This window comes from Barnesiella propionica (assembly GCF_025567045.1).
Taxonomy (GTDB): domain Bacteria; phylum Bacteroidota; class Bacteroidia; order Bacteroidales; family Barnesiellaceae; genus Barnesiella_B; species Barnesiella_B propionica.
This window is the reverse complement of sequence record NZ_JAOQJK010000005.1, coordinates 231,258-256,445: the sequence shown is the minus strand read 5'-3', so window position 1 is coordinate 256,445 and position 25,188 is coordinate 231,258. Positions and strand designations below refer to the sequence as shown.

At 42.4% G+C, this 25,188-nt stretch carries 24 protein-coding genes; 12 read left to right on the top strand and 12 right to left on the bottom strand.

From position 1 onward, the window contains the following. Window positions 1-3 precede the first annotated feature (3 nt). Window positions 4-396: a hypothetical protein gene (locus OCV73_RS09035; RefSeq protein WP_147551462.1), complete on the top strand. Its 393-nt coding sequence runs from the start codon at window positions 4-6 to the stop codon at window positions 394-396. A gap of 67 nt (window positions 397-463) precedes the next feature. On the opposite strand, the gene OCV73_RS09030 is transcribed toward OCV73_RS09035, so the two are convergent. After that, a complete protein-coding gene (locus OCV73_RS09030; RefSeq protein WP_167551235.1) occupies window positions 464-952 on the bottom strand; it encodes a hypothetical protein in 489 nt (162 codons plus the stop codon). Window positions 953-985: 33 nt separating this feature from the next. Here OCV73_RS09030 and mobV point away from each other — a divergent pair, with 33 nt between their 5' ends. The 4 genes from mobV (at window position 986) to OCV73_RS09010 (ending at window position 4,266) form a co-directional block, all read left to right on the top strand. Continuing rightward, window positions 986-2,353: a MobV family relaxase gene (mobV, locus tag OCV73_RS09025; protein WP_147551460.1), complete on the top strand. Its 1,368-nt coding sequence runs from the start codon at window positions 986-988 to the stop codon at window positions 2,351-2,353. A 100-nt stretch (window positions 2,354-2,453) separates the two neighbouring features. After that, window positions 2,454-3,026 carry a hypothetical protein gene (locus OCV73_RS09020; RefSeq protein WP_147292164.1) on the top strand — a complete coding sequence of 191 codons (573 nt, stop codon included), beginning with the start codon at window positions 2,454-2,456 and terminating at the stop codon, window positions 3,024-3,026. Window positions 3,027-3,389: 363 nt separating this feature from the next. Continuing rightward, entirely contained in the window at window positions 3,390-3,845 is a 456-nt protein-coding gene (locus OCV73_RS09015) for a hypothetical protein (RefSeq protein ID WP_147551458.1), read from the top strand. Beyond that, window positions 3,829-4,266 carry a hypothetical protein gene (locus OCV73_RS09010; RefSeq protein WP_115501425.1) on the top strand — a complete coding sequence of 146 codons (438 nt, stop codon included), beginning with the start codon at window positions 3,829-3,831 and terminating at the stop codon, window positions 4,264-4,266. Before OCV73_RS09015 ends, OCV73_RS09010 begins: the two co-directional genes overlap by 17 nt. Window positions 4,267-4,357: 91 nt before the next feature. Here the strand turns inward: OCV73_RS09010 and OCV73_RS09005 are convergent, their stop codons facing one another. From OCV73_RS09005 to OCV73_RS08970, 8 genes are all read right to left on the bottom strand, one after another. Then, a complete protein-coding gene (locus tag OCV73_RS09005; protein WP_115501424.1) occupies window positions 4,358-4,864 on the bottom strand; it encodes a cupin domain-containing protein in 507 nt (168 codons plus the stop codon). Window positions 4,865-5,860: 996 nt separating this feature from the next. Beyond that, complete coding sequence (locus tag OCV73_RS09000; RefSeq protein ID WP_147551456.1) at window positions 5,861-6,256, bottom strand: type II toxin-antitoxin system HicB family antitoxin; 396 nt, start codon at window positions 6,254-6,256, stop codon at window positions 5,861-5,863. A 417-nt stretch (window positions 6,257-6,673) separates the two neighbouring features. Next, window positions 6,674-8,518 carry an SLC13 family permease gene (locus OCV73_RS08995; protein WP_262512935.1) on the bottom strand — a complete coding sequence of 615 codons (1,845 nt, stop codon included), beginning with the start codon at window positions 8,516-8,518 and terminating at the stop codon, window positions 6,674-6,676. Between the two features lie 160 nt (window positions 8,519-8,678). After that, window positions 8,679-9,695 (bottom strand): 2-oxoacid:ferredoxin oxidoreductase subunit beta, encoded by a 1,017-nt coding sequence (locus tag OCV73_RS08990; protein WP_147551454.1) that lies wholly within the window; start codon window positions 9,693-9,695, stop codon window positions 8,679-8,681. 3 nt (window positions 9,696-9,698) lie between these two features. After that, entirely contained in the window at window positions 9,699-11,552 is a 1,854-nt protein-coding gene (locus OCV73_RS08985; RefSeq protein WP_147551452.1) for a 2-oxoacid:acceptor oxidoreductase subunit alpha, read from the bottom strand. A 150-nt stretch (window positions 11,553-11,702) separates the two neighbouring features. Continuing rightward, complete coding sequence (locus tag OCV73_RS08980; RefSeq protein WP_147551450.1) at window positions 11,703-12,899, bottom strand: alanine dehydrogenase; 1,197 nt, start codon at window positions 12,897-12,899, stop codon at window positions 11,703-11,705. 76 nt (window positions 12,900-12,975) lie between these two features. After that, window positions 12,976-13,545, bottom strand: a complete 570-nt coding sequence (locus tag OCV73_RS08975) for a shikimate kinase (protein WP_147551449.1) — start codon at window positions 13,543-13,545, stop codon at window positions 12,976-12,978. Between the two features lie 11 nt (window positions 13,546-13,556). After that, window positions 13,557-14,180: a tetratricopeptide repeat protein gene (locus tag OCV73_RS08970; protein WP_147551446.1), complete on the bottom strand. Its 624-nt coding sequence runs from the start codon at window positions 14,178-14,180 to the stop codon at window positions 13,557-13,559. 79 nt (window positions 14,181-14,259) lie between these two features. Here OCV73_RS08970 and OCV73_RS08965 point away from each other — a divergent pair, with 79 nt between their 5' ends. The 4 genes from OCV73_RS08965 to OCV73_RS08950 all read left to right on the top strand — a co-directional run bounded on the left by OCV73_RS08965 (window position 14,260) and on the right by OCV73_RS08950 (window position 18,436). Then, window positions 14,260-14,919, top strand: coding sequence for a ribonuclease H1 domain-containing protein (locus OCV73_RS08965; protein ID WP_147551444.1), 660 nt, complete (start codon window positions 14,260-14,262; stop codon window positions 14,917-14,919). A gap of 43 nt (window positions 14,920-14,962) precedes the next feature. Beyond that, window positions 14,963-16,183 (top strand): M16 family metallopeptidase, encoded by a 1,221-nt coding sequence (locus OCV73_RS08960; protein ID WP_147551511.1) that lies wholly within the window; start codon window positions 14,963-14,965, stop codon window positions 16,181-16,183. A gap of 487 nt (window positions 16,184-16,670) precedes the next feature. Then, complete coding sequence (dusB, locus tag OCV73_RS08955; protein ID WP_147551442.1) at window positions 16,671-17,657, top strand: tRNA dihydrouridine synthase DusB; 987 nt, start codon at window positions 16,671-16,673, stop codon at window positions 17,655-17,657. A 23-nt stretch (window positions 17,658-17,680) separates the two neighbouring features. Continuing rightward, window positions 17,681-18,436: a GIN domain-containing protein gene (locus OCV73_RS08950; RefSeq protein WP_147551440.1), complete on the top strand. Its 756-nt coding sequence runs from the start codon at window positions 17,681-17,683 to the stop codon at window positions 18,434-18,436. 68 nt (window positions 18,437-18,504) lie between these two features. Here the strand turns inward: OCV73_RS08950 and OCV73_RS08945 are convergent, their stop codons facing one another. The 3 genes from OCV73_RS08945 to OCV73_RS08935 form a co-directional block, all read right to left on the bottom strand. Continuing rightward, the gene (locus tag OCV73_RS08945) at window positions 18,505-19,593 is read right to left on the bottom strand and encodes a WG repeat-containing protein (protein ID WP_147551438.1); all 1,089 of its coding nucleotides are present in this window, start codon (window positions 19,591-19,593) and stop codon (window positions 18,505-18,507) included. A gap of 126 nt (window positions 19,594-19,719) precedes the next feature. Further along, on the bottom strand, window positions 19,720-20,667 hold the full coding sequence (locus tag OCV73_RS08940) for a GNAT family N-acetyltransferase (RefSeq protein WP_147551436.1): 948 nt from the start codon (window positions 20,665-20,667) through the stop codon (window positions 19,720-19,722). Between the two features lie 13 nt (window positions 20,668-20,680). Then, window positions 20,681-21,505 carry a 1-acyl-sn-glycerol-3-phosphate acyltransferase gene (locus tag OCV73_RS08935; RefSeq protein WP_147551434.1) on the bottom strand — a complete coding sequence of 275 codons (825 nt, stop codon included), beginning with the start codon at window positions 21,503-21,505 and terminating at the stop codon, window positions 20,681-20,683. Between the two features lie 279 nt (window positions 21,506-21,784). Here OCV73_RS08935 and rsmH point away from each other — a divergent pair, with 279 nt between their 5' ends. From rsmH to OCV73_RS08920, 3 genes are read left to right on the top strand one after another with little or no spacing between them, the layout of a single operon-like run. Next, window positions 21,785-22,693 (top strand): 16S rRNA (cytosine(1402)-N(4))-methyltransferase RsmH, encoded by a 909-nt coding sequence (gene rsmH / locus OCV73_RS08930; protein WP_147551432.1) that lies wholly within the window; start codon window positions 21,785-21,787, stop codon window positions 22,691-22,693. Window positions 22,694-22,717: 24 nt separating this feature from the next. Continuing rightward, a complete protein-coding gene (locus OCV73_RS08925) occupies window positions 22,718-23,092 on the top strand; it encodes an FtsL-like putative cell division protein (RefSeq protein WP_147551430.1) in 375 nt (124 codons plus the stop codon). Next, window positions 23,076-25,178: a penicillin-binding protein gene (locus OCV73_RS08920; RefSeq protein WP_147551428.1), complete on the top strand. Its 2,103-nt coding sequence runs from the start codon at window positions 23,076-23,078 to the stop codon at window positions 25,176-25,178. Before OCV73_RS08925 ends, OCV73_RS08920 begins: the two co-directional genes overlap by 17 nt. Window positions 25,179-25,188: the final 10 nt, after the last annotated feature.

The window sequence follows — 25,188 nt, the reverse complement described above, 5'->3', positions numbered from 1 at the left end:
GCGATGAAAGAAGAAAGAAACATCATCACGATAGACGAATACGGCAGTATCTCTTTGCCGACCGACATAGGTGCAACCGCCATGACCGAGTGGGAAATCTGCGAACTGTTCGGGGTTATCGCCCCGACGGTTCGGGCAGGGATAAAGGCACTTTGCAAGAGCGGAGTTTTGAGAGAGTACGACATAAAACGCACTGTCCGCATATCGGACAAATACAGTGCGGAGGTTTACAACCTCGAAACGATAGCCGCCCTCGCTTTCCGTGTGGAATCGTTCGGGGCTGCGAAAGTCCGCAAGGCATTGTTGGAGAGGATTATGCACGGGCGAAAAGAGAAAACAACGGTGTTCGTGTCTGTCGTTACCGACACCGAGCCGAGCCACCGATGGATGGCGTAACGGTCAGTCGGTCGGGGTATCAGTCCGTAATACAGTCATACGGTCATACATTCATACGGTCATACCGTCACACGGACGGAAAGGGGCTGTTTCCCGACCGCAGGCAAGCGGAGCAGTCATTCCCGTTTACAAAGGCAAAGCAAGCACGAGGCTTTACGTCGGCTTCAAGGTCAGGCGGCTGCGCCGTCAGGGGAACAATCTCCACCCTCATTCTTCGGGTAGTATTCTTCCCCTGAACCTTGCATCCGACCGCCCCATGCAAAAGAGCCTTTGAAAACGGAAACGACCGCCCCGCCACCCACCGACTGAAAGGGAAAAAATAAGGTGGGGTTATACGGGCAAGCAGGCGGCAGGGACAGCCACCACCGAAAGGCAGACGGATAGACAGACGGCACGCCGCAGGGTATTTACGGAGAAAATACCATAGCTTATTAGGGAATTTTCCGAGCCGCAATACTCCGTATCGCTGAAAATTCCCCAATAAGGCAAGGGGCAAGCCCCTCTGCACACCCCATCGGGGACGGCTTTTGCCGCCCCCGAAGATACAGAAAATCATTGTTTCACAAGTCAAGTAAGAAAGGAAAAATATATGGGTTTCGTAGTTTTACACATGGAAAAGGCGCACGGTTCCGACAGCGGAACGACCGCCCATATCGAGCGTTTCATCATACCGAAGAACGCCGACCCCACACGCACGCACCTAAACCGCAGGCTCATCGAATACCCCGACGGGGTGAAAGACCGTTCGGCGGCTGTTCAGAGAAGACTGGAAGAAGCGGGGCTGACACGTAAAATCGGCAGCAACCAAGTACGGGCAATCCGCATCAACGTGTCGGGAACGCACGAGGATATGGAGCGCATCGAACGGGAGGGCAGGTTGGACGAGTGGTGTGCCGACAATCTGAAATACTTCGCCGACACGTTCGGAAAGGAGAACATCGTGGCGGCTCACCTGCACAGGGACGAGGAAACGCCGCACATACACGTTACGCTCGTCCCCATCGTCAAGGGAGAGCGCAAGCGCAGGAAAAGGGAGGAACAGGCGAAGAAGCGATACCGCAAGAAGCCGACCGACAGCGTAAGGCTGTGCGCAGACGATATTATGACACGGCTGAAATTGAAGTCTTACCAAGATACCTATGCCGAAGCGATGGCGAAATACGGGCTGCAAAGGGGCATAGACGGCTCGAAGGCTCGCCACACGTCCACGCAGCAGTATTATCGGGACATACAGAAACTCGCCGACAGTCTGAAAGCGGAGGTAGTGGATTTGCAGCAGCAGAAAGAAACGGCACGGGAGGAACTAAGGCAGGCGAAAAAAGAGATACAGACCGAGAAGCTGAAAGGGGCGGCAACCACCGCAGCCGCCAACATCGCCGAGAGTGTCGGTTCTCTTTTCGGCAGCAACAAGGTCAAGACATTGGAAAGGGAGAACACCGCCCTGCATAGGGAGGTTGCCGACCACGAGGAAACGATAGAGGCACTGCAAGACAAGATACAGACCATGCAGGCAGACCACAGCCGACAACTGTCGGATATGCAGCAGAAGCACCGAAAGGAGATGGTGGACAAGGAAACGAAGCACAAGGAGGAAATATCGTTTCTGAAAACGGTAATCGCAAAGGCGGCGGCATGGTTTCCCTATTTCCGTGAAATGCTCCGTATCGAAAACTTCTGCCGCCTTGTCGGGTTCGATGAAAGGCAGACGGCAACGCTCGTCAGTGGCAAGCCGTTGGAGTATGCTGGGGAACTCTATTCGGAGGAACACAAGCGGAAATTCACGACCGAAAAGGCAGGTTTCCAAGTGCTGAAAGACACGACAGACAAAACGAAGTTAATCCTTGCCATTGACCGAAAGCCCATTGCCGAGTGGTTCAAGGAACAATTCGACAAGCTAAGGCAGAACTTGCACCGACCCATGCAGCCACAAAGGAAAGGTAGGGGGATGAAACTATAATTGGATTATTGCGCTGGAAAACAAAAAAGTACCGTTCATAAATGACTGATGAACGGTACTTTTTTGTAACTTTGCTATTGGATTTCAACACGATATTCTTATGAAAAAGTGGCAGAAAATATTACTAATATTTTGTCATATAGTAACAGTGTCTCTATTCGCTTATATTTTGATAAACGGCTTACAGTTACGTTGGCGGTTGGGATATGTTATATTTTGGATAGCCGCCCTGTCAGGAATAGCACTCTATTTTACACATTTCAACAAGTATATATGCAATGCTCTGATTAAGTTATATGCTTTTTGTTGGGTATTGCTCTCAATAATAGGCGGAGTAATTACATTCCTGACTTATGATTCGGTTTATTGTGAAACAGATGAATATATAATGAAGGAAGCAAAAGGTTTTATGGGTTTTGATACTGCAGTCTTATATAAAAAGTATGGATTACGTGAAATAGAGATTCACCGTTACGAGTTGGTTTTCCCGAAGTCCATTACTCCGATAGATTCTCTCGGTGCTATTATTATCTATGGCGAATATCCAGATGGAGAAGGTGGATGTGACAAAGGTGCGGTTGTATATCCGATGAATGATGAAATCTATTATAACAACATTGACAAAATCAAAGAATATGCCGAGCAATGTCACATTTCGTTTGACTCTCTCTAACATATAGCGGAAATGGAAGCAATAGACAACAGAACAAATCAACCAGTGAATAAACGGACGGCATTTTTGCGGTTTATGCGATATGTGTCGGTGTTCGCTGTCACACTATGGCTTATCGTGTTTTTAAATACTTCATTAAGCACAAATGAATGGCATCGGCTAACGTGGCTGGCATTGACGGTGTTCTTTTTCTTCATCACTTTACCGATACTTGGATTTTGGATATACTCTTTTATAAGGGCGGTAATAATGCGCACTAAGACAGATAACCTATTGCTTCTTTTTCATATTGCAGACTTAATTCTGTTAAGTGTGTCAATCTATTTAGGCAATCGGACATACCTGGATTGTAATGCCGACATTATGGCAGAACACTATGAAATGGAAGGTGATTGGATGAGAAATATCGCAAAATACGACCGTCTTATGTTGCCAGACAGTACTCGACTCGTTATCGAATTTGGTGAAGATGGATATATTCCGCAAGCAGATTATTTGGACGAGCGATTTCTGAGAATATTGAAGAACCATTTGGACGATGTAGGCTGTATAGGAATAGAAATAGATAACTATCAAGCTGTAGATTATACAAAATTCGGATTCCGCCGTGACGGGATGGGAATGTATTCATTCCGATTGTATGATACTCCTCTCACCCATGAACAGCAAGACAGCTTAAATGCTAACGAGTGTTTGGTTGTTTATAACGATTCTACTGTTTTTGAATTTGGTGGTGGAGTGATAGGCGTTCAGTATTTTGTTGGCAAGCAAGAATATTTGGAGAAGAAAAAACAAGGAGAGTATGAAACTAACCGATAGACGATTCTGGAAATTTGAGGCAATCGTGCTGATATGCACAAGTATCTGCATATTTATATTGTGGATAAACCATTTATTGTGGTTCAATTTCGCTGCTATTGCCTTTTGCTGTCTGTTTCTTGTTGGCGGTATCATGGCATGGAAACTATACAAAGGCAACCAATGGTGGAAATTGGCAGGGTATCTGTTTCTGATTACAACGGTACTTCTTGCCATTGTGTTGTTCAGCTTTGTATGGGATTGGAATGATAATGGCGAACGCCCTGCAAATTTATCTCCTGACGAAGGACACTACATAACCAATAACGAGTTGGTCGGAATTATAATGTTACTTTGGTTAATCTGCGTTCCTATTCTATCTTGTGCCATTTCATACATTGCCAAACGGGTATTATGTAAAAACGACAGAGGGGAACAATGAAAAAGAGATATTACAACAATATCCACTAAAAGTCCTACAATCCTTATGGTGGCTTGTAGGGCAGTTTCCTTTGAGGGATTATTCCTAAATCCTATTTTGTTTTATTCCTTAAATCATTCCATACTTTATCTATTTCGGTTTCTCCGTCAAAATAAGGATATTGTTCGCTTCTTCGGAATGTTTCCCCATTAGGTACAATGATAATTTTATCCGAGTCGGGATATTCACATATATCATGACCGATATATGAACGTAAATCAAGATAAGTACAAGGTTCATCGGTATGATTATAAAGTTGGTGTGCGCCAGCTTCTCCCGCCTCAAAAAACATTATATCCCCTTCATGTACTTCTTCAAACCCATCGGAAGTACGCAAAGTAGCAGAGCCAGACAATATAAGGAATATCTCTTCCGCATAACGATGAAAGTGATAGGCAGCACAATACTCGTGTGGATTAAGCTGACGTAAATCAAAATTCAGATATTGCGGTTTGATACCTTTTCTTTCACGTGAAATATCCGTAAAGAGACGAAATCCATCAATTTTATTAGGATTGGGTTGATAGTCCCGTTCTGTTTTTCTAATGATTGTTGCCATAACCAAATTCTACTTTGTTCAACAGTGCAAAATTAGCACTATTCTTTCAAAGAGAGGAGTTTATGCAAGAATAATTAGATAAATAATATTTGAATGGAATGCAAACACTTGTACTTTCAAATAATTATTCTACCTTTGCAAATAGAAAGAGTTATTTGACAGCATAGCACCGCAAATCGCTGAAATTCGCACGGTTGCTAAATCGTTACCACTACTTCTCAAATAATTCGCTAAAAGTTTATTCCTCAATTGGTTAAGTCAAACCGATGAAAATCTAAAATAATAAATCCTGCTTTTTACCAGCAGGACTTATTATAAACCAACAACTTTTTTTATTTCTAACATACAATATAAACAGATAATATACAATAACTTGCACACATCCTGCTGTTAGTTCACTATACTAAGTTACAAAAAATAGACTAATTACAACTACAATTTCAGTTACATAAAATACACTATAGCTGTTAGTTCACTATGCTAAGTTACAAAAAATAGACTAATTACAACTATAACACTCTTGCAAAAACAAGCCGACACGCTGTTAGTTCACTATGCTAAGTTACAAAAAATAGATTAATTACAACAGAAACGAATGAGGGGTCAGAGCAAAGCCCTTTTAACACAGGAATATTCATACCGAAAAGGAAATAAAAAATGAATATAGTTAAAATAAGTACGATTGTTGCGAGTGTGGTAACCGCCGTCAGCGGTTTTGAGTTCATCAAATGGTGGTCTATTTGCCGCGCATACGCCCGGCAAATAGAATGGATTGGGAGAGCGCGATATGAAAGTAGATAGCCTGTATAAGGAATTGCGGGATAGCCAGGCGCGAGAATTGGATTTAACGGAAAGATGCAACTCATTGGAATTGGAAAAGCAGCTTTAAATATACCGAAAATGTAAAGTGCGGGGATACGGAAATAGAAAACCGCCGGGCGATTATTAAAAAAAGCCCCGGAGTATTCCAGGGCTATACCAGATAAAATGTTGTAATCAAAAGGATATTTGAATCTGGTACAATTCATTTCCAAAACGCCGTAATGCCTCTATAATTTTTTTTGATGTTTTTTCGCTAGGACGCCGGTACCCATTTGCGTAATTCCATAGCTGTTTATTGTTAACGCCGCTTAACCGGCTTAATGCCGAAAAGGAAATAAAATCTGAATAATACCGCAATGCTCCCGATGTGTCAAACGTATAACAAATCTCGTAATTTCCCTTCATATCTTCGGGTATGTCTCCCCCTTCTTCAATATATAACGCAATAGCTTCTTTCAAATTATCTTTTAATTCGGTTATTGTATCTCCCGCGCTAAATATATTAGCGCCTTCAATCCATACGCCATACTGCGTTTTACCTCCCGTAATAATTGCTTTTACCTTTTTCATATATTTAATAATTAAATTACTAAGTAACAAAGAGCAGGGGCTGTTTAAGCACCATTTCCCTAACTAATTTCAACCGAAGACCTTCTGGAATTTCTTTTGAACCGTGGTTGGGTACTGCAACCTTCACACCGTTTTTTAATGACATGACTTCCGTTTTGTCGAATTCCTATCCAACCGTTTCGGTGTGCAATTTGTGAAATTCTTTGTACTTCATAATTTCAAATATCGTTTTTGAAATCTATCTGTATATCGCTGTCTAAGATATACCCTATGAATGCGTCTATCGCGTGCTGTTAGTTCACCATGCTAAGTTACAAAATTACAATATCAAAACCGATGTCCGGCATAAAATTTTCATTTTTCACCATATCTCTGCCTGTTAAGCTTATACCGAGTTATAAACCATTCATTATCTTATCAAAACGGAAATAGTAACGGTAATATAAAAACCATCACTACGCCCATAATAAGTTGCAAAGGAAATCCGACTTTTATATAATCCATAAAAGTATATTTACCGGCGGACATCACCAAAGCATTAGGCGGAGTAGAGAACGGAGAAGCGAAACACATACTGGCGGCAACCGTCACAGCGAACAGAAACGGATACGGACTCACCCCTGTATCTATCGCCGACTGCATTGCTATAGGCGCTAATAACACAGCCGTGGCGGTATTGCTAATAAACATAGTCAGAAGAGAAGTAGTAAAATAGATTCCCGCCAATAATACCAGAGGACCATAACCTCCGAGACCCGACACCAGACTTTCCGATATCAGGGCAGAAGTCCCCGTCTTTTCAAGAGCCAGGGACATGGGCAGCATAGCAGCGATAAGCACAATACTCTCCCAGTTTATAGTTCGGTAAGCATCCTCTACATTCCTCAGGCATCCGGTAAGTACCATCAGTACTCCCGCTATCATAATAGCTGCTACAGCAGGTACAATGTCAAACACCATAGCGACAATCATCGCTATCATAATAGCCGCGGCAGTAGGAGCTTTACGGTCTATCGTTACCTTTGCAGCTTCGGCATACGGCTGTCCCAGCACTACCCAGTCATTTTGTTCTTTACTCATACGGGCAATATCGGACCATTCCCCCTGAATTAGTAAAGAATCCCCGTTATGTATCTTCTGGTCTTTAAGATTATGTATGATATAAGTATCATGACGTTGTATTCCCAGAATATTCACACCGAATTTTTCCCTGAAACCGCAATCCTTTACCATAACATTCGCCAGCGAAGAATCCGGAAGCAGCAGAACTTCGGCAATGCCGATATTATGCAAGTCCATACCCTTTTCACCCGATTCATAAGTATCTTCTATTTCCAGCCGGTTATCTCCGGCCATACGCCCCGCCTGATCCGGTGTTCCGGTTACATACAAGACATCTCCTTTTTCCAGCACAGTATCCGGTCCGGCAGTTATCTGGTCCATAATACCTTTGAAAAAAGGCCGCCGGGTCTTTATAGGACGACGTATTTCCAGAATATTCACATCATATCGTCGGGTAACGTCTAACTCCTGCAGCGAATGTCCGGCGAAATCAGACTTTGCGGTTACTATCATACGAAACAACGTGTGAGCTAACTGATATTCTTTAATAAGTTCTTTTTGCGTTTTTCTTCCTTCATGTTCTTCATCTTTACTTTGTTCATTTTTCGACAAGAACCATTTACTTAACGGTATAAGAGCAAGGATACCTACGGTAATACAAATAAGTCCCACAGGAGTGAAAGAAAAAAATGAAAGGGGCTCTAAACCTCCGGATATAAGGGAGTTTTGAATAACCAGGTTGGGAGGCGTACCTATCAGAGTCATCATACCCCCCATACTACTGGCGAAAGCCAAGGGCATAAGAAAGCGGCTCGATGACACGCCGACTCCGGCAGAAAGACTCACTACAATAGGTAACATAAGCGCCACTGTACCGGTATTGCTGACAAACGCTCCTATAGCTGCCGTCACCAACATGATAAGAAGAAACAGCCTGAACTGGCTTTTCCCCGCCAACTGCATGATCCGTCCGCTTATCATCTTTGCCAGTCCTGTCTGGAATATCGCACCTCCCACAACAAACAGGCCTACCATCATAATGACGATGTTATTTGAAAATCCCGACAAAGCTTCTTCGGGAGTCAATATGCCGAACAAAATAAGCGAGATCAGAGAACATAATGCGACAACATCGGAACGTATCTTGCCGTTCATGAAAAACACAGCCGAAAAGGCCAGAATGATAAGGGTTATGATCATAAAACAAGGTATAAATTTTACGAAGGCTAAATTAATAATTATTTTTAGCACTACATATACCTTAACAAATAAGAGATGTCATTAGTTCTTAAAAAACAACATAATACAGGCGTTTTGGAATACTTTCCAAAACGCCTGTTAATTATCCGTACTATTATCTTTATTTTACTTCCCAGGTCTCACCGCTCAGCAAGAAATCTTTCAGACAAGAATAATTCTTACGGCCCTTTACCTCTTCCACCTGTCGTGCCACTTCTTCATCATACACCGGAGCTTCCACCGATCGTATTACCCCAAGTGCAAGAGGCAGTTCATGCCCGTCCATCATAGCCAGCTGCTGGTGCAGAAAATTTTCAGGCATTTTAGCATCATGTACCAAAATATCATCCATTGTTACTCCATTCTCCCCGATCGTCACGGCTTTGATCAGAAAACCGTCAAGTACCAGCCCCCTATTTTTATCTTTTCCGAACACCATTTTCTCGCCATGTCTCAATTGGATAGTACGGTCGGCCCGAAATTCCCGGTCAGTCACATAATTATGAACATTATGATTGAATATTACACAGTTCTGCAGCATCTCCACGACCGAAGTCCCCTTGTGGCGGGCGGCTTCTACCAACACCTCCTGAGACAAGGCCGTCTCTACATCCATAGAACGGGCAAAGAAATTCCCCCGGGCACCGAATACTAATTCCGCCGGAATAAACGGATCTTCTACTGTCCCGTAAGGAGACGATTTAGTAACAAACCCACGATCGGTAGTAGGTGAATACTGACCTTTTGTAAGACCATATATTTTATTATTCAGCAACACGATATTCAAATCTATATTCCGCCGTACGGCATGTATAAAATGATTACCCCCTATCGCCAGACAATCTCCGTCGCCGGTTATCTCCCATACGGTAAGCTCCGGATTAGCCACCTTTACACCGGTAGCTATCGCCGCCGCACGTCCGTGTATCGTATGAAAACCGTATGTATTCATATAATAGGGCAGACGCGAAGAACAGCCTATACCCGAAATAACTGCCGTAAGATGGGGAGGAACTCCCAACTCAGCCATTGCCTTCTGCAAAACATTTACGATGGCATGGTCTCCGCAACCCGGGCACCAACGCACATATTGATCGCTTTTATAATCCTGTGCCGTATATTGTTTATTCTCTTCCATTTTTTACTCCTCCAAAAATTTTGATATATTTTCCACCAGTTCACTTATCATAAAAGGCTGCCCTTGTATTTTATTATAACGGGCCGGAGCAAATCCCGGTATCTTACCGCCCAGATAAGAAGCAAACTGGCCGTTATTCAACTCGCAAACAATCACTTTCTTGTATGAAGTCAGTATCTTTTCAGCATTAGCAGGTAACGGACTGATATAATTGAAATGAGCGAGCGCCACCGACTTTCCGTTTTTATTCAATTCCTCTACAGCCGAGAACACATGCCCGTAAGTTCCGCCCCAGCTTACGACCAGCAAGTCGGCATCAGCATTACCCTGTATCTCCACCTCCGGTATACAATGAGATATATAATCTATTTTTGCCTGACGGGTACGCACCATTTTTTCATGATTCACCGGATCGGTAGATATCGCACTCGTCCTGTAATCCTTTTCAAGACCTCCCAGGCGATGCATAAAACCTTCCGTTCCCGGCTTGGCCCAGAAACGCACCTGAGTTTCCTCATCACGAACATAAGGTTTCCATCCCTTATCCAGCAATCCGGTTTGTACATAATTGGGAGTAATGTCGGGATATTCATCTATATCCGGGATACGCCATGCCGAAGAGCCGTTACCGATAAACCCGTCGGTCAGGAGAATAACGGGCGTCATATGTTCCAGTGCAATCTTAGCCGCATGGAAAGCCATATCGAAACAATTTGTCGGAGTGGAGGCGGCCATAACTACCAATGGACACTCGCCGTTCCGGCCGTACAAAGCCTGTAAAAGGTCGGTCTGTTCCGTTTTAGTAGGAAGACCGGTAGAGGGTCCACCACGTTGTACATCTACGATAACAAGCGGCAATTCTGCCATAACGGCCAAACCTATTCCCTCACCCTTGAGCGCCAGTCCAGGCCCTGAAGTAGAGGTCACGGCCAGATTACCGGCAAAGGCTGCACCGATAGCCGTACAAACGCCGGCAATCTCATCTTCCACCTGGATTGCTTTAACTCCCAGGTCTTTCCGTTTTGCCAGTTCATGCAATACATCAGTCGCCGGAGTAATAGGATAACTCCCGAGGAACAATGGCAATCCCGATTTTTCCGAAGCAGCTATAAGTCCCCAGGCCGTAGCCGTGTTCCCGTTCACATCGGTATATACACCTTTCTTCACTTCTGTAACCCCTTCTATGCGGTAAGTAGAAACCGATGCATGTATATTGTTTCCATAATTATAACCGTCGGCCATAACCTTAGCATTCGCCTCATATATTTCGGGTTTTTTAGCGAATTTGTTTTTCAACAGGTGTAGAGCCTGTTCCAGAGGACGGTCGAATAACCAACAAACAAATCCTAAAGCAAACATATTTTTGCAACGCAATATGGCCTTATTATCCAGACCGGAAGTTGCCAGGGAATCTTTCACCATCTGGGATATCTGTACCGGAACTATCTGCATATGAGCCACACCCAATTCTTTCATCGGATCGTCTGTTACAAATGCAGCCTTCTTCAGGTCACTTTCTTTAAAGCTGTCGGTATCGACAATAATAACTCCGCCGGGCTTCACAAACTTTACATTGGTCTTCAGAGCCGCCGGATTCATGGCAATCAGAACATCCGCCTTATCCCCGGGAGTATATACCCCCTTACCAATATGTACCTGAAAACCCGAAACACCTCCCAACGTTCCCTGAGGAGCCCTGATCTCCGCCGGGTAATCAGGAAAAGTCGAAATTTCATTTCCAATCTCGGCCGAAACATTCGAAAAAATATTCCCTGCCAACTGCATTCCGTCACCGGAGTCTCCGGAAAAACGAACTACTACTTTATCAAGGACTTTCACCTTAGTCTTTTCCAACATGATTACTATAAGTTTTTGATATATACAAAGCAAATATATTCTATAGCAACAAAGTAACAAAAAATTACCATGCCAGCCATATTTTTTGTCATTTATTTAATATTACAGCATTTATTCTTGCAATTTGTGCATATTTATCGGTTTTTTATTTCAAAACATAGAAACAAACAAACTCATGTCATAATAGGGAAAACCGCAACGTACGCTCAAATCATGATTTACTACGCGACCGCCATAAAGATAAACAGCCCGCCGGAATCCTTCACAAGACTCAATACGTCCTTGTACTCCGCCTTGCTCCCCGAACTCCAAGAATAGAGAAACAAACAAATTACTCATAGCCATCGCCGCCGTACGGGCAACCGTCGAACCCACACTGGAGAGGCAATAATGCAGGACTCCATGTTTTTCATACACCCGGTCACAAGGCCTGTCGCTACATAATGAAGTCTCGGAACAGCCTCCCCTGTCCATACATAGGTCGAACAGCAATGCACCCTTTTTCATCTCCTTCACATTCTCTTCTGTCAATTTACCTCCCGGCATTACTTCGGTACTAATAACGACATCGGCCGAATGTAATGCATTTTTCAACACATGAGGATGCAAGTTGGATGTGAATAAGGAATAATCTATCTCCTGGCGGGCTAAACGTAAACGATAAACGTCATTATCGAATAAACGCACCAGAGCTCCTTGCGCCAGGGCAGAATGTGCTGCAGCCCGGCCGGCAAGACCGGCACCTATGATAACAACTTCCGAAGGCGCTACCCCGGAAATGCCCCCCAATAAAATACCCTTGCCCCCCGACCGGTTGCTCATCAGTTCCGAAGCGACCACGACCGACGCCCGTCCCTCGACCTCTGCCAGCATATCGGCAAAAGGATAATGATGAGATTCGTTAGATATCAAATCATATGCAATGGCGATAATACGCTTTTGCAAAAGAATCTTCAAAACTTCAGGAGATTGATATTGAGGTTGCAGTAAAGTAAATAAAAGGGCACCCGGTCTTATAAACCCAGCCTCCTGCACAGACAACGGTGTCGTTTTCAACACAAGGTCGCAACGATATACTTCGCCTGTATTTACAATCTCGGCACCAGCCTCGGCATAATGGTAGTCCGAATAATTGATAACATTCCCGGCCTGGGACTCTATCCTCACCCGATAACCGTTAGCAACCAATATAGCCACGCCTTCGGGTGTGAGAGGAAACCTCTTTTCACCGTTACTCTCCTCTTTAGGCAGACCTATACATAAATGATTACGGGAAACCGGAGTTCCCAGCAACTGTTCCTGCGGATGTAAGCCACCGGCCGATTGTGGAGAATAACTATCTTTCATAGCGACATACAGATTTATTGAATACGAAGTTAACAAAAATATTCATCATGATTTCAGATTCGCATGATAAATTATATCAGGAATCTTCCTCCTCACATTGATCATTTTTTTTCCGATAATATTCTTCTATAAGAACAGACAGAAGGGCAGCCGATTTATCCAATTCCTCATAACCGTCCAAACGGTTCGCATCAAAAATCAGTCTGGACTTTTTATAGTGACAGGAACGTTGAGACAAAGCATTTCCAATAAAAAAACGTAACTCGTCATCGGCTTTAGATGCAACTAACGGACGCTTGTTCCTCGACTGTTTCAGTCTGCAGAATAAAGTTTCTTCGGAAGTATCGAGATACACAGTCAGACCACGGTCATTCATATAATCCATATTGCTATAAAAACAGGGAGTACCACCTCCGGTAGCAATAAGCACATTGTCAAACTCCCCTACCTCATGCAACATTTCCCTCTCAATTTCCCGGAAAGAAGTCTCTCCCCTTTCGGCGAATATCATAGATACGCTTTTATGATAGCGAGCCTCTATATAACAGTCCAGATCAATAAAGGAAAGTCCCGTTCTTTCTGCCACCTTCCGGCCCAAAGTCGTTTTACCGGCCCCCATATAGCCTACTAAAAAAACCCTTTTCATGTCCTTTTTGTTTATTTGAGTGCCGCATTCTTTTCCCTCCACGATATCCCGAAATCGTCAGGATCATACTCTCTCGCCATTCTCGACAATAGATCCTTATCTTCCTGTTTTTGAGGCAAATTATTAATAAAATCTTCCGCGTCTTCTTTCCTGCCGAGTGATATCAGCAAAATAGACTTATTCAATATATTATCCAGATTTACGGGATTCCGGCTTATCCGCTGTTCATAGATTTTTAAAGCCTCCTCCAGAGACTTGCGGGATAAATTCATCTCCTTACGATCATAATCGATCATTCCCCGCACCGTAAGAAAATAAGGTTTCAGATAATGATCGCCATTCCCGATCTGTTTCAAAGCCTCTCCGGCCGTGCGATATGCGCTTTCAGGCTCCCAGAGCAATAAATCGCATAATGTTTTATGGAAATACACATCCATATTACCGGCATCTTGTTCGATAGCCCAGGCGAAAAGAGACTGGGCTTCTACACATTCATCCCGGGTAATAGAATCTCCCTTGTTCACCAGAGCAAGACCTTCACGCAGCCACCGTTCCGAGTCTCTCTTCGAATTATCGCAAGCAGATAAAATACCCACGAACGCCAATACACAGATATATAATCTTATTCTTCGCATGTTTATAATGGTTTGAAAGACAAATATACACCATTTTTATCTACTTTTGCAATATTAAAATGAAAGCAACTGCATCCGTATGACAAAATATAAATATTATGTAGTATGGGAAGGACTGGCACCGGGAATATATGATTCCTGGGAAGAATGCCGCCAACAAGTAGAGAACGTAAAAGGAGCCAAATATAAAAGTTTCGATTCGCGTGAAGCTGCCATAAAAGCATTCCGGGGAAAACCGGAAGAGCATATAGGACTCCTGAAACAAATCGCCGGACATGCGGATAAAAAAAACGAAACAGTAAAACAAGCAGGACAAGCAAAACTCCCGGCCGCCGTTATTCCGGACAGCCTTGCCGTAGATGCCGCCTGTAGCGGAAATCCGGGAGACATGGAATACCGGGGGGTATATACTGCCACAGGAGAAGAAATATTCAGAATGGGTCCCATGCCGCAAGGCACCAACAATATAGGAGAATTTCTGGCCATTGTTCACGGTCTCGCACTTATGAAACAACGAAACATCTGCATACCGTTATATAGCGACAGCCGGAATGCCCTGGCTTGGGTCAGACAAAAAAAATGCAAAACACAACTTGTCGAAACCCCGGTAAATGCACCGATATTCGAACTGATAAGACGAGCCGAAAAATGGCTCCAAATAAATGTATATTCCAACCTGCTATTGAAATGGGAAACAAAAGAATGGGGTGAGATTCCGGCAGACTTCGGAAGAAAATGACAATATTATAGTCACTTTTGCACGCAATACGTACAGCACAGACATGCCCTACCAAACATATACATTATCTAACGGACTTCGAATTATTCATCGTCCTACGAGTTCTGCAGTCTCATACTGCGGCTTTACTGTCAATGCCGGAACCCGGGATGAATCAACCGGCAAATTCGGTCTGGCCCACTTCGTAGAACATATGATATTTAAAGGAACTACACATCGCAGATCCTGGCATATACTAAACCGGATGGAAACGGTAGGCGGCGAACTCAATGCATATACGACAAAAGAAGAAACCGTTATATATTCCGTATTTCTGGAAGAACATCTCTCGAGAGCAATGGATCTGCTGGCCGATCTGGTCATAAACTCTCAATTCCCGGCCCACGAACTTGAAAAAGAACGTGAAGTAATCCTGGACGAAATAAATTCATACCGGGATACTCCATCGGAACTTATCTATGATGAATTTGAAAACCGTTTATTCTCAGGACACGCACTAGGCCACAACATATTAGGAAGCCAGAAAGATCTGGAATCATTATGCTCCGAAGACGGTCACATATTCCTTACTCAACAATATCATCCGGGCAATATGATATTTTTCTCTATGGGAAAGACCGAATTTAAAAAAATCATCAGACTGGCCGAACATTTCTTTTCCGCCCTCCCTCTTTCTTCTCACAAGAACAACCGGATACCCCCCGGACACAATCCGCCATTTCACATACAGGAAAAAATGGAAACATTTCAGGCACATACTATCCTGGGTACCAGGGCATACCATATGTTCGATCCCAAGCGCCACTCTCTGTACTTATTGAACAATATTCTGGGCGGTCCCGGCATGAACAGCCTGCTCAATGTATCGCTACGAGAAAAGACAGGATATGTTTACAACGTTGAATCATCGGTAACTTCTTATACCGATACCGGAATATTTTCCATTTATTTCGGTTCAGATCCGAAAAACACGGAAAAATGCCTCCAACTCATACATAAAGAACTAAACCGCCTCAGAACTACCGCATTGACTCAGAACCAACTTAACGCCGCGAAAAAACAATTGTTAGGACAACTAGGCGTAGCCACCGAAAACAAAGAAAATACCGCACTGAATATGGGAAAGAATTTCTTGCATTACGGCTCCTGCAGTACCACGGAGGAGGTTGCCCGGCGTATCGAAAGTATCACTTCAAAAGAAATCCTGGAAACAGCAAACGAATTGTTTTCCGAAGAAAAACTATCCACCCTTATCTTTCATTAGAAAAAGAAAGAAGACCTCGCATGTAGTGCTACGAGGTCTTTTTCATCGGAGTTATAAATATTAGATCATAGTACCCTCATACCTCACGGTATCGTAATATACTTGTATCTAACGAAATAAATACGCACAATTCTGGTCGCACGTTATGCTTTTCATTCGTATCAGACTAATAAACTATGAGTAAACCTTTATTCTATGTCACAAATATAAAACATATAATTATTAAAAGCAAACATTTTTACCATAAAACGAAATAAAATATTTTTCATTATATTTCGTTTCAAACAAATATATGATTATTTAGAAAGATCAAAAAAAGAAAAAACCTTAATACAACCTGTAAAAACCTGTTTTTTCGTATCATATAAAGACTCGTAAAACCCTGCAATACAGGTACGGTCTCATTACGCTTCATCTTTTTTAAAAAAGAAAAAACCACATAAATCATAAAAATAAATTATCTTCGTCTTATATTTAGAGGATAATTATGAAAATAGGAGATATAGATTTCGGTAAATACCCCGTATTATTAGCACCCATGGAAGATGTTACAGATCCATCCTTCCGGTTATTGTGTAAAGAATTCGGGGCCGACATGGTATATACCGAATTTATATCCAGTGACGCACTTATCCGTAGTATAAATCGCACCCGGCAAAAACTGACGATTAGTAAAAAAGAAAGGCCCGTAGCCATGCAGATATACGGACGTGAAACCGATGCTATGGTGGAAGCGGCTCAAATATGCGAAGCAGCTCAACCCGACATTCTGGATATCAATTTCGGATGCCCGGTAAAAAAAGTTGCAGGAAAAGGTGCGGGAGCCGGTATGCTCAAAGACATACCTAAAATGCTGGAAATAACAGCAGCCGTCGTAAAAGCCGTGCAAATACCCGTTACGGTAAAGACTCGGCTGGGTTGGGACCATGAATCAAAAATCATTGTTTCCCTGGCAGAACAATTACAGGATTGCGGCATAGCAGCCTTAACCATACATGGTCGCACACGCAGCCAGATGTATACCGGAGAAGCAGACTGGGCCCTGATAGGAGAAGTAAAGAATAATCCCCGTATACACATACCTATTATCGGGAACGGTGACGTGACTACTCCCGAAGTGGCTTATGAAAAATTCAACCGTTACGGGATAGACGCCATTATGGTGGGCCGGGCATCTATCGGAAGACCCTGGATATTCCGGGACATAAAACATTTCCTGAAATACGGAGAACACGCACCAGCCCTCTCTTCAAAAGAAAAGCTGGATGTCCTGTACCGTCAGATACAGGAAAGTATAGACCGGCTGGACGAATATCGCGGGATATTGCACATAAGACGGCATCTGGCCACTACTCCTGTTTTCAAAGGCATTCCCAATTTCAAGGAAACGCGGATAGCCATGTTGCGCGCTAACACGAAAGAGGAATTATTAAAAATCATCAAGGACGTTGAAATCAATCAGCTCGATCAGTAATAATCTCACACATATATATTCTTATGAAAAAAATATTTTTGACAATAACGGCTCTGGCCATAGGATTCACCTTTTTCTGTTTTTCAGAAAACCGCACAGCAACAGAAAAGCAATATACTCAAAAGATACACGTAGATGATTTTTATAAAGTAAAAATCCTTAACAATTTCAATGTTATCCATCGTATAAATCCCGATTCGGCAGGCTATGTGGTGATCACCGGCGACACCGGAACTTCCGAATATATTTCGGTTAATTGTAAAAAAGGCGAACTAATCATAAAATATACCGACACCAAAAAACCGGAAGGAAATCTGGCAGACATCACCCTATATTCCACAGCCTTAGAATCGGCAGAATATAACGGAGACTTGCGAATGAATCTACCCGACAAACTAACCGGAAGCTTATTATCGCTTAAATTGACCGGAAACGGCTCCATACTGGCTCCCGACGTCAATTTCAGCATTGTAAAGGCATCCATACTCACCGGAAAAGGATATATAGACATCAGCGGCAGTTGCCGCGAAGCAGACTTATCGGTAACAGGTGTGGGAGAAATACGGGCACATAAATTAAAAGCCAGGGATGTACGATGCTCTATTTACGGAAACGCATCCATCGGTTGCTTTGCGGAGAAAACATTAAAGGCCAAAGCTACCGGAAATGGCACAGTATATTATGAAGGGAATCCCAACATCAAGAAAATTGCATTAGGAAATATAAAAGTATTACCTCTGTCCGGAAAAAACGAAACCCAAGAACAAAATACTCTGTAAAAAGAAACTAACCAATTCTTAATTACAATAAAAAGGAAAAGAGCTTGATCTCCTTTCCTTTTTCATTATTAACGCCGGACTACATCCGTAACGACAGAATTATAATATGACGAACTTTGGAGAGCTTGACTTAGATAATCATCAGAGATAGCGTTATATTGAGGATTGACAATAAAACGGCCGGACTTATCTATAAATCCATAACTGTTATCTACTCGTACTGCTGCTCTCTCTCCAATGAACGGATAAGCTTCCCGGAACTGTCTTTTAATCTTCATTCTCCCTTTCGTATCTATATACCCCCATTTCTTACGTATCTTAACAGGAGCCAGTCCTTCATCATAAAAATATCCGGTTTCTTCAAATACAGGTTTTATGATGATCTCACCCTTTTCATTACACCACCCCCATTTCCCGGCCTGCAATATCCGGAACCATTTTCCATCAGGCAACAACTTGTCGCCCTGCGATACAAAAATTTCTTTCCCTTCTCTATTTATCACCTTATATTTTCCGCCTTCTTTCACGACCGCAAGACTGTTTTGAGAAAACGGGAAAGCAGTTTCAAATTTCTTGTCGAAAATCAATGAACCGTCTCTCCTGATATACCCCCATCTTTTATCCCGGAAACAAACCGCCGCTATGCCATTTATAAAATCAGTAACTGCGATATAATCGGGAATAATAATCGTATTTCCTTTCCCGTCTACAAAGCCCCATTTCCCGTTCCTCAACGAATAAGCAGCCAATCCATCCCGGAATATACGAGTCTCATAGGCATCCCGTAGTGTAAACTTTAACCGTCCTTTCGTATCTATCAGGCCGGGTGCTTCATTCTGTCGGACTACCCAGGCTTTGCCTTCCGAAAACACGGAAGCCGACCGGTACACCGAAGGTAGGAGATAGTTTCCATCTTCATCCGCATATCCCCACTTTCCATCCGCTTGATCTTTTACCAAGAACATTCCGTCATATCCGAGAGATGATTCTTTATAATTAGAAACCAACATCTCCTTTCCGTCAGGCTGCACAAAACGGCAGCTATCTTCCCCGTATAACACCAGTAAATCTACCGACTCAAGCCGGGAAACCGGATCTTTTTTACAGGAAAAGCAGATACCTAATAAGATAACCCCCAGATATATTCCTATTTTCATAACCGTCGTAATTAAAAGTGCACACTACAAATATACTAAAATGCAGACAACATATATAAAATAATACTCCGGGATATGATAATTATGTCATATCCCGGAGTATTATTTTAGCCAAAAGGCTTTTTGTCACGATATCTTGATAGGCGGCAACTTATCATAAGTCTCTATATAACGACTGCGTTTTTCTTCCAGTATTTCTTTTACCGCAATAAGAATTCCTGTCTCTTCCACATCACCGAACTCATCGTTTATCGCCGTACCGAACATACGCATGGTAGGAGATAAACCCATATATGCATTTACTAAAGGCGGTATATTGTAACCCAGTGCACGCACCTGCTGGTTCAGCACTTTATAATCGTCTTTAAAAGAATCATATATGAACAGATCTTTCATTTTTTCCTCATCAGTATTTGTCTTTAAAGGCATACGCGGCCAAACTAAGTGCTGGGGGTCGGGAAAATGCTTGTTCAAAAAATAAAGGATCATATTTCTTCCCTCCGTAGAATACGAAGGATACATGGTTACTTTGCCGAAGAAGTATTCTATCTGAGGATAATCGACCGTCAATGCACCCAAACCGTCCCACAAATTATCCAAAGCGAAAAGACCTTTAGCTCCTGCCTTGGAAGACTGATATTCAAGTGTTACAAAAGAACGTCCTAACTCCAGAGTATGCGGCATATAATCCCTAATGAACTCAGGTGAAAAATCAAACATGTGTGATGTAGCGATACACGGCCTCCCGTTTTCATCATAACGGATATTTTCTCCCAAAATGAACCTATATCCCCCGATTATTTCTTCCGCCTCGGGATTCCAGACTATCAACTGCTGACAAGGCTCTTCCATGGTATCAAACTCGTCTATATCCATCGAACGTCCCGTACCTCCACCGGCGGTACGAAAAGCGATCTCACGCAAGCGTCCTATTTCACGCATAACATTCGGAGCGTTATTGCAATTGACGATATATATTTTATTATCACCCTTACGAGTATCCCTCATAAATCTTTCGAGAGTGAGCTCCGACTTCAATAAGTCCTTGTCCACCGGGGATATAAAATCTTCCATAGCAAACGTGCTTTTATTTTTTAATGTGATAAACTATGTCTTTAATATATTCTGCCCACTCCGCAACAGTCTTTGACTTATCCAAAGATTGCCAAGGAATAGGCTTACCTACGTAAACCCGAAAAGTCTTGTTCCGGCTTTTGAACATTTCACTTGGCAAATATATCATTTCTATATTGAATTTGAGACCTAAACGTTTACGAATTTGTGCAAACTTATAAAACCGACCGCTGTTAAGCCCGTCGAAATAAAGAGGGATTATATCCCGTCGGAATTGGACGGTTTTAGTTATAAATGCCTTTTTCCATTCCAGATCCCTGATATCTTTTCCTTGGCGGCGGGAAACGAGACCTGCAGGAAAAACCAGTATCTGATCATCCGATTCATATGCTTTATTAATGATCTCGGTAGACCCTTTTGCCTGTCCGCCATGTTTATTAATCGGCAAAAAAACAGGAGCCAAAGGCTTCACATTCATCAGCAGATCATTAACCATAAATTTAATTTTACCTTCATACTTCTTGCCGAACCAAGAAATTAATCCCATGCCGTCAAGCCCACCTAAAGGATGATTGGAAGCAAAGGTAAAACGACCCTCATCCGGTATATTTTCTTCACCGATAACTTTTATGGAAACATTCAGATCAGACAGGACAGCTGTTGCAAATTCCACCCCTTCTTTCCCATGATTCTCCCGCAATAATTCATTTAACCCTTCCTGGCAAATAACCCGTTCCAGATAACGAAAGGCAAAACCAGGTATCTTGGAAGCATACTTGGGAGCTTTATTTTTTACAATTTCTTCTACATCTAATTGCAGCGGTGACAAAGATTCCATAATTAATAAATATCGCACAAAATTACAGGATTTTTTATTCTTTATTATTCAATTACGATTTTTTTTATCCGATTTTAAACATAAAAACGATTTCAATACATTTTCCTCCATTGTAAAAGAATATTTCGTTCCCACACACAAGAAACCGAAAAGTATAAACAAAGAAAAATGTATGCTTGAAACGATTGAAAAAAATAAGATTTTCATAAAGAAGTATACAATAAAAATCCATATCTTTACACTCTAAAAAGCTTAGATATCTTGGGATTCGATAAAATCATGCAAAAGCCTATATATCATATACCTGCATTATTGAATGAATGTATGGCCGGTCTCAACCTGAAACCGGACGGGATCTATGTCGACGTTACATTCGGGGGAGGAGGACATTCCCGTGAGATATTACGTCTGCTGAATAATAGCGGCCATTTATATGCATTCGACCAGGATGAAGATGCTGAACAAAATATCATAGAAGACAAACGGTTTACATTCATACGCAGTAATTTTCGGTTCCTCAAAAATTTTATGAAGTTTCACCATGTCACGAAAATAGATGGAATCTTAGCCGATCTGGGGGTATCATTCCACCATTTTGACGATTCGCAACGAGGATTTTCTTTTCGCTTTGAAGGAAGACTGGACATGCGCATGAATAAACATGCAGATCTTACCGCCGAAGATATTATCAACACCTATAATGAGGAGCGTTTGGCAGACATCCTGTACTTATACGGAGAGCTGAAAACATCCAGAAAAATAGCTTCCGCCCTGGTAAAAGCCAGGAATACAGGAAAAATCGAAACGACAGAGCAATTACTGTCAATTGTAAAGCCTTTTATCAGCAATAAACAAGAAAAAAAAGAATTGGCACAACTCTTTCAGGCATTACGGATAGAAGTAAATCATGAAATGGACAGTCTGAAACAATTATTGCAACAATCGTCCTCTCTATTAAAACCCGGCGGAAGGCTGGTCATTCTTACCTATCATTCGCTGGAAGACCGCATGGTAAAGAATTTTTTAAAGACAGGGAATATAGAAGGACAAACTAAAAAAGATTTTTACGGAAAAATAAATACGCCGTTCAAGCTGATCAATAATAAAGTAATCACACCTTCGGATGAGGAAATAGAAAGGAATCCCCGGTCACGAAGCGCAAAATTAAGAATAGCAGAAAAAATATAACCGGAAATTATTAACGCTATAAGTATGGGAGCAAATGCAGAGAAAAAAACTGAAACCGGGATGACCGCTTTTCAAATTCTAAAAAAAACGGTACAGGGACGAATTTTCTCGGATGAGCTTTTTTATAAACACTGGAAGAACATCGGGATAGTCGTTCTACTGATATTTGCATTTATCAGTAACCGGTATTCCTGTCAATCAAAAATAAAAGAAATCAACACCCTGAAATATAAATTAACGAATGCCCGTTCGGAATATCTTAAACAATCGGCCCACTACAGAGGTATGATACGTCAGTCACAAATACAAGACTTAGTAGAAAAACAACAACTTAATCTGGGCATTCCCATGTATCCACCTTATAAATTGGAAAGAGAGGACTATGGCGAAAAAGACTAAAAACAGCGCACATATATTATTCAGATATTCTATCATTATAACGTTGACATTGATGTTTGCCGGCTGGATTATTACTAAGGCCGCACATACCTGCTTTATCGACGCCAGACACTGGAATGCAAAGGCTATGTCCGAACTCTCACGCATTGATACATTAAAACCGTATCGGGGTGATATTCTGGCTTCAGACGGACGCATCATGGCGACAGACATTGTACTATATCATGTTCTTATAGATTTTAAAGCTTCCAAATTCGATAAAGACACTATTTTCCTCAAAGAGCTTCCGGCCCTGAGCGAGGCTCTGGCCAGAAAATTTCCTAATAAAACAGCAAAGCAATATAATAAAGATATCCGCAAAGCTTACGAAAGAAGAGACAAAAACAGAAATTACGTTCTGGTAAGGGATGTTTTCGACAAAGATTTTCAAGAGATAAAAACATTTCCTTTTTTTAATCACAAAAGATATCAAAGGGAATTTGCATCTCATACCGGATTGCATATATGCCGTCCCGAGGATGCAAAAATACAACGGCTGAAACCTTTCGGTTCCATGGCTTCACGGGCCATCGGTAATGTGGATGAAAACCAGTGCGGTTCCAGCGGCCTTGAAAAATCATTCGATAACTTACTGAAAGGGAAACCGGGCCAACGTGTAAAAAAGCAAGTGACCAGCGGAATTATCGGCTGGGAAGAAACACCTCCTACCAGAGGAGTAGATGTGAAAACCACACTCGACATAGACATACAAGATATAACAGAACAATCCTTACTGGATATCATAAAGCCTATTAATGCACAATTCGGCGTTGCAGTAGTCATGGAAGTTGCCACCGGAGATATCAAGGCAATGTCAAATCTTACACGCACTTCCAACGGTGATTATTATGAAGGAACGAACGAAGCGGTAAGAGCATACGAACCGGGGTCTACAGTAAAAGCTCTGTCAATGATGATCGCACTGGACAAGGGAATCGTAAGACCGCACGACCTGGTCAACGTTCATAACGGAAGGTTCCCGTTTCCGGCAAACAAGCCGATAACCGACACCCATCCGCGAGCACAAATCACCGCAGAACAATGTATATGGTACTCTTCGAACATCGGATTATCGGTCATAACTTTAAAAGGCTTCGGAGACAACCCCGACGGTTTCGTAAAAGAAATCGAACGTATCGGGTTCACAGATCCTCTTAATTTACATATTCCCGGAGCAGTTATACCACAAATACGGCACTTAAAAAATAACCTGGAAGGAAAAATAGACCTTACCCGTATGTCTTACGGATATTCCACTGCCATACCGCCCATTTATATTCTCGCTCTGTACAACACCATAGCCAATAATGGCAAGTTCGTACGTCCCAGACTTGTAAAAGAGCTTATTAAAGAGGGAAAAACCGATTCGATATTCAATACCGAATACATACGGGAACAAATGTGTAAACCGGAAACAGCCCAAGCTCTCCAGAAAATGTTATTCGGCGTCGTATTCGAAGAAGGAGGAACTGCCCGGGCCGTTCGCTCGGACAAAGTAAAAATAGCAGGAAAGACAGGAACAGCGAAAGTGTCGAGGGGCAAAGAAGGATACAGCGGATACCGTATTACATTCTGCGGTTTCTTCCCGGCCGAAAATCCCCAATATTCCTGTGTAGTCACTATTTCGGAACCTGACCTTCCGGGTATGCCGTCGGCAGCCCGCTATTCCGGAGGTGTGTTGAAAAGCATTGCGGAAAAAATGTTCGCCATGGGCTTGTTAGATACCCATCTGGAGATTAAACGCGATACCGTCCGTCCTTTTGAACCTCGTATAAAAACCGGATCGGAAGAGGCCACATATACGGTTTGTAAAAATCTCGGGCTGATATATGACAAAGAACAACAAAACATCCAACACGACTTAGATAAAACATATACCTTCGTCCCTAATGTTACGAATATGGGTGCAAAAGATGCGCTATATATTCTCGAAAAGTCAGGGCTTAAGGTTGGTCTGAAAGGAAAAGGAAAAGTAAAAACCCAATCCATACCTCCCGGTACGGCAATTCGTAAAGGACAAAAAATATGGATTACATTAGAGATATAAGAAGCTATTT

Excerpts from the sequence above, each read along its gene's own strand:
- OCV73_RS08965 (WP_147551444.1), top strand. The coding sequence starts at position 14,260 with ATGACAAAATATAAATATTATGTAGTATGGGAAGGACTGGCACCGGGA.
- OCV73_RS08940 (WP_147551436.1), bottom strand. The coding sequence starts at position 20,667 with ATGGAAGATTTTATATCCCCGGTGGACAAGGACTTATTGAAGTCGGAG.
- OCV73_RS09035 (WP_147551462.1), top strand. The coding sequence starts at position 4 with ATGAAAGAAGAAAGAAACATCATCACGATAGACGAATACGGCAGTATC.
- OCV73_RS09020 (WP_147292164.1), top strand. The coding sequence starts at position 2,454 with ATGAAAAAGTGGCAGAAAATATTACTAATATTTTGTCATATAGTAACA.
- OCV73_RS08975 (WP_147551449.1), bottom strand. The coding sequence starts at position 13,545 with ATGAAAAGGGTTTTTTTAGTAGGCTATATGGGGGCCGGTAAAACGACT.
- OCV73_RS08935 (WP_147551434.1), bottom strand. The coding sequence starts at position 21,505 with ATGGAATCTTTGTCACCGCTGCAATTAGATGTAGAAGAAATTGTAAAA.
- OCV73_RS08960 (WP_147551511.1), top strand. The coding sequence starts at position 14,963 with ATGCCCTACCAAACATATACATTATCTAACGGACTTCGAATTATTCAT.
- OCV73_RS09010 (WP_115501425.1), top strand. The coding sequence starts at position 3,829 with ATGAAACTAACCGATAGACGATTCTGGAAATTTGAGGCAATCGTGCTG.
- OCV73_RS08995 (WP_262512935.1), bottom strand. The coding sequence starts at position 8,518 with ATGATCATAACCCTTATCATTCTGGCCTTTTCGGCTGTGTTTTTCATG.
- OCV73_RS08945 (WP_147551438.1), bottom strand. The coding sequence starts at position 19,593 with ATGAAAATAGGAATATATCTGGGGGTTATCTTATTAGGTATCTGCTTT.
- OCV73_RS08990 (WP_147551454.1), bottom strand. The coding sequence starts at position 9,695 with ATGGAAGAGAATAAACAATATACGGCACAGGATTATAAAAGCGATCAA.
- OCV73_RS09000 (WP_147551456.1), bottom strand. The coding sequence starts at position 6,256 with ATGAAAAAGGTAAAAGCAATTATTACGGGAGGTAAAACGCAGTATGGC.
- mobV (WP_147551460.1), top strand. The coding sequence starts at position 986 with ATGGGTTTCGTAGTTTTACACATGGAAAAGGCGCACGGTTCCGACAGC.
- OCV73_RS08985 (WP_147551452.1), bottom strand. The coding sequence starts at position 11,552 with ATGTTGGAAAAGACTAAGGTGAAAGTCCTTGATAAAGTAGTAGTTCGT.
- OCV73_RS09030 (WP_167551235.1), bottom strand. The coding sequence starts at position 952 with ATGATTTTCTGTATCTTCGGGGGCGGCAAAAGCCGTCCCCGATGGGGT.
- OCV73_RS08980 (WP_147551450.1), bottom strand. The coding sequence starts at position 12,899 with ATGAAAGATAGTTATTCTCCACAATCGGCCGGTGGCTTACATCCGCAG.
- rsmH (WP_147551432.1), top strand. The coding sequence starts at position 21,785 with ATGCAAAAGCCTATATATCATATACCTGCATTATTGAATGAATGTATG.
- OCV73_RS08925 (WP_147551430.1), top strand. The coding sequence starts at position 22,718 with ATGGGAGCAAATGCAGAGAAAAAAACTGAAACCGGGATGACCGCTTTT.
- dusB (WP_147551442.1), top strand. The coding sequence starts at position 16,671 with ATGAAAATAGGAGATATAGATTTCGGTAAATACCCCGTATTATTAGCA.
- OCV73_RS09005 (WP_115501424.1), bottom strand. The coding sequence starts at position 4,864 with ATGGCAACAATCATTAGAAAAACAGAACGGGACTATCAACCCAATCCT.
- OCV73_RS08970 (WP_147551446.1), bottom strand. The coding sequence starts at position 14,180 with ATGCGAAGAATAAGATTATATATCTGTGTATTGGCGTTCGTGGGTATT.
- OCV73_RS09015 (WP_147551458.1), top strand. The coding sequence starts at position 3,390 with ATGGCAGAACACTATGAAATGGAAGGTGATTGGATGAGAAATATCGCA.
- OCV73_RS08950 (WP_147551440.1), top strand. The coding sequence starts at position 17,681 with ATGAAAAAAATATTTTTGACAATAACGGCTCTGGCCATAGGATTCACC.
- OCV73_RS08920 (WP_147551428.1), top strand. The coding sequence starts at position 23,076 with ATGGCGAAAAAGACTAAAAACAGCGCACATATATTATTCAGATATTCT.